Here is a 1553-nt window from a genome sequence, read left to right as displayed (position 1 = left end):
CGACAGGCCGAGCTGGACGCCGTTGGACACATCGACCCCGCACGCCAGCTGCAGCCCGTAGGTCAACGTGCCCGAATCGACCGGCACCCGGCCGGTGCCGCCGATCACGCCGTTGCTGTTCAGATCGATGAACGCCTCACGCGTGAAAGGGGATTGGTTGAGCACGGGCACCTGGTGCACCGCATAGCCGGAGAGGCCGACCCCGACGTTCCAGCCGTCCGGGGTGGTACGCGTGGTGGCCGCATTCGGGTAGTTGGTGGCGGCCGCGTTCCCGGCCTCGACGGCGACGCCGGTCAGGCCGACCACTGCCGCCGTGGCCGCGACCACAGCACATCTCCGAAACCCCACAGCCAGCCTCCCGACAACTTCGATAAATACATTCATCAATTCATGTTGGTGAATGGAACGTAGGCGACGCAACGGGAATACTGCAAGAGATACTTCACGCACAGGCGAGCTGCTGACGGCTACGAGCATGTCGTGACCTGCAGTTATCGGTTGATTTCTGACAACAAATGTGAGGCTGGGCACAGCGGATCGGCCGGAAGCCCACGGGCCACCTGAGTGAGTCGCTCGACACCCGACTATTCCGTATCGTCAGGCCGCGACGGTGGGAGGTCGAATGGGCAAGCGCGATAAGCGCCTGATAGAGCACCAAGCCGCACTGACTGCGCAAAGTAGCCAGTGGTGGTATCACGCGTGCGGCACCGCTCGGCATCTCGCTGCTGGCGGGCATCCACCAGTCCAGCAGGTCCACGGTGTCGTGCTGCAACCAGACGAGCAACTGCATCTGTCCACCCAGATCGGCTACTCCCGCTATTACGCCCGTGGCGATGGATCGTGGGCGCGCCAAACCACTCTCGCGGTGGGGCCGACCTCATTCGTCGCCGGTGCGATGCTCGGAAACGCGATCGCTAACTCACGCGCCGCCAACGCTGCCCGGGCGAACGCCACCATGATGTGGCGCGAACAGCAGCGCACCGGAATCTTGATCACCGATCGACGCGTGTTGTGCCACAGCGCCGGTCGAGGGACGTGGCTGTCGTTCTGGTTCAATGGCGTTAGCGAGTTCTACCCCGATCTATCGGCCTGGACCACTGTGTGCGCGTTCGAGCAAGGTGACCCGCTCCGATTGGAGGGACCAGAGAACCCATTAGTGGCATTGTGGTGCGCCCGCGGCATTCTCGGCGACAGCTGGATGAGCGACCCACGCCTGGCCCCACTCCTGCAATAGCAACCGCAGACTTCTGTGCCGATAAAGCTGCCGCGACGCGAAGGCAGCAGCCTTGTGCCCTCGGAGCCGAGTGGTTTGCGGTATGACCGATCAGATCCAACAGGTTCCCTCGATCGCGATGTCCGGACATGAAGGGAAGACGGGGCCGCATCTGCACCCCGGAGGCGGTACGCGTAGACCACCGTGCATAATTTGTTGTGCATTACCAGCCTGCAAATATACCTTTTGTCCGATTTGATCTAGCCTCTCTGGAATGACGGCGGACCCACGTACCGACGAGCAGCTGCTCGCGGCGCATGTCGCGGGCGAAGTCGGGGCG

2 protein-coding genes are annotated in these 1553 nt (G+C 62.8%); one reads left to right on the top strand and one right to left on the bottom strand.

The genetic code is table 11. From position 1 onward, the window contains the following. Positions 1 to 327: MspA family porin (locus G341_RS0100045; protein WP_018177067.1), on the bottom strand; the 327-nt coding region annotated here is incomplete at its 3' end. Between the two features lie 295 nt (positions 328 to 622). Between G341_RS0100045 and G341_RS22790 the strand changes: the two genes are divergently transcribed. Then, positions 623 to 1234: a hypothetical protein gene (locus tag G341_RS22790; RefSeq protein ID WP_018177066.1), complete on the top strand. Its 612-nt coding sequence runs from the start codon at positions 623 to 625 to the stop codon at positions 1232 to 1234. The last annotated feature ends 319 nt before the right edge of the window (positions 1235 to 1553 follow it).

The sequence above is a fragment of the Jongsikchunia kroppenstedtii DSM 45133 genome (assembly GCF_000380485.1).
Classification (GTDB): Bacteria; Actinomycetota; Actinomycetes; order Mycobacteriales; family Mycobacteriaceae; genus Jongsikchunia; species Jongsikchunia kroppenstedtii.
Note: the sequence above shows the minus strand (reverse complement) of the source record. Positions and strands in the feature narration are given on the sequence as shown.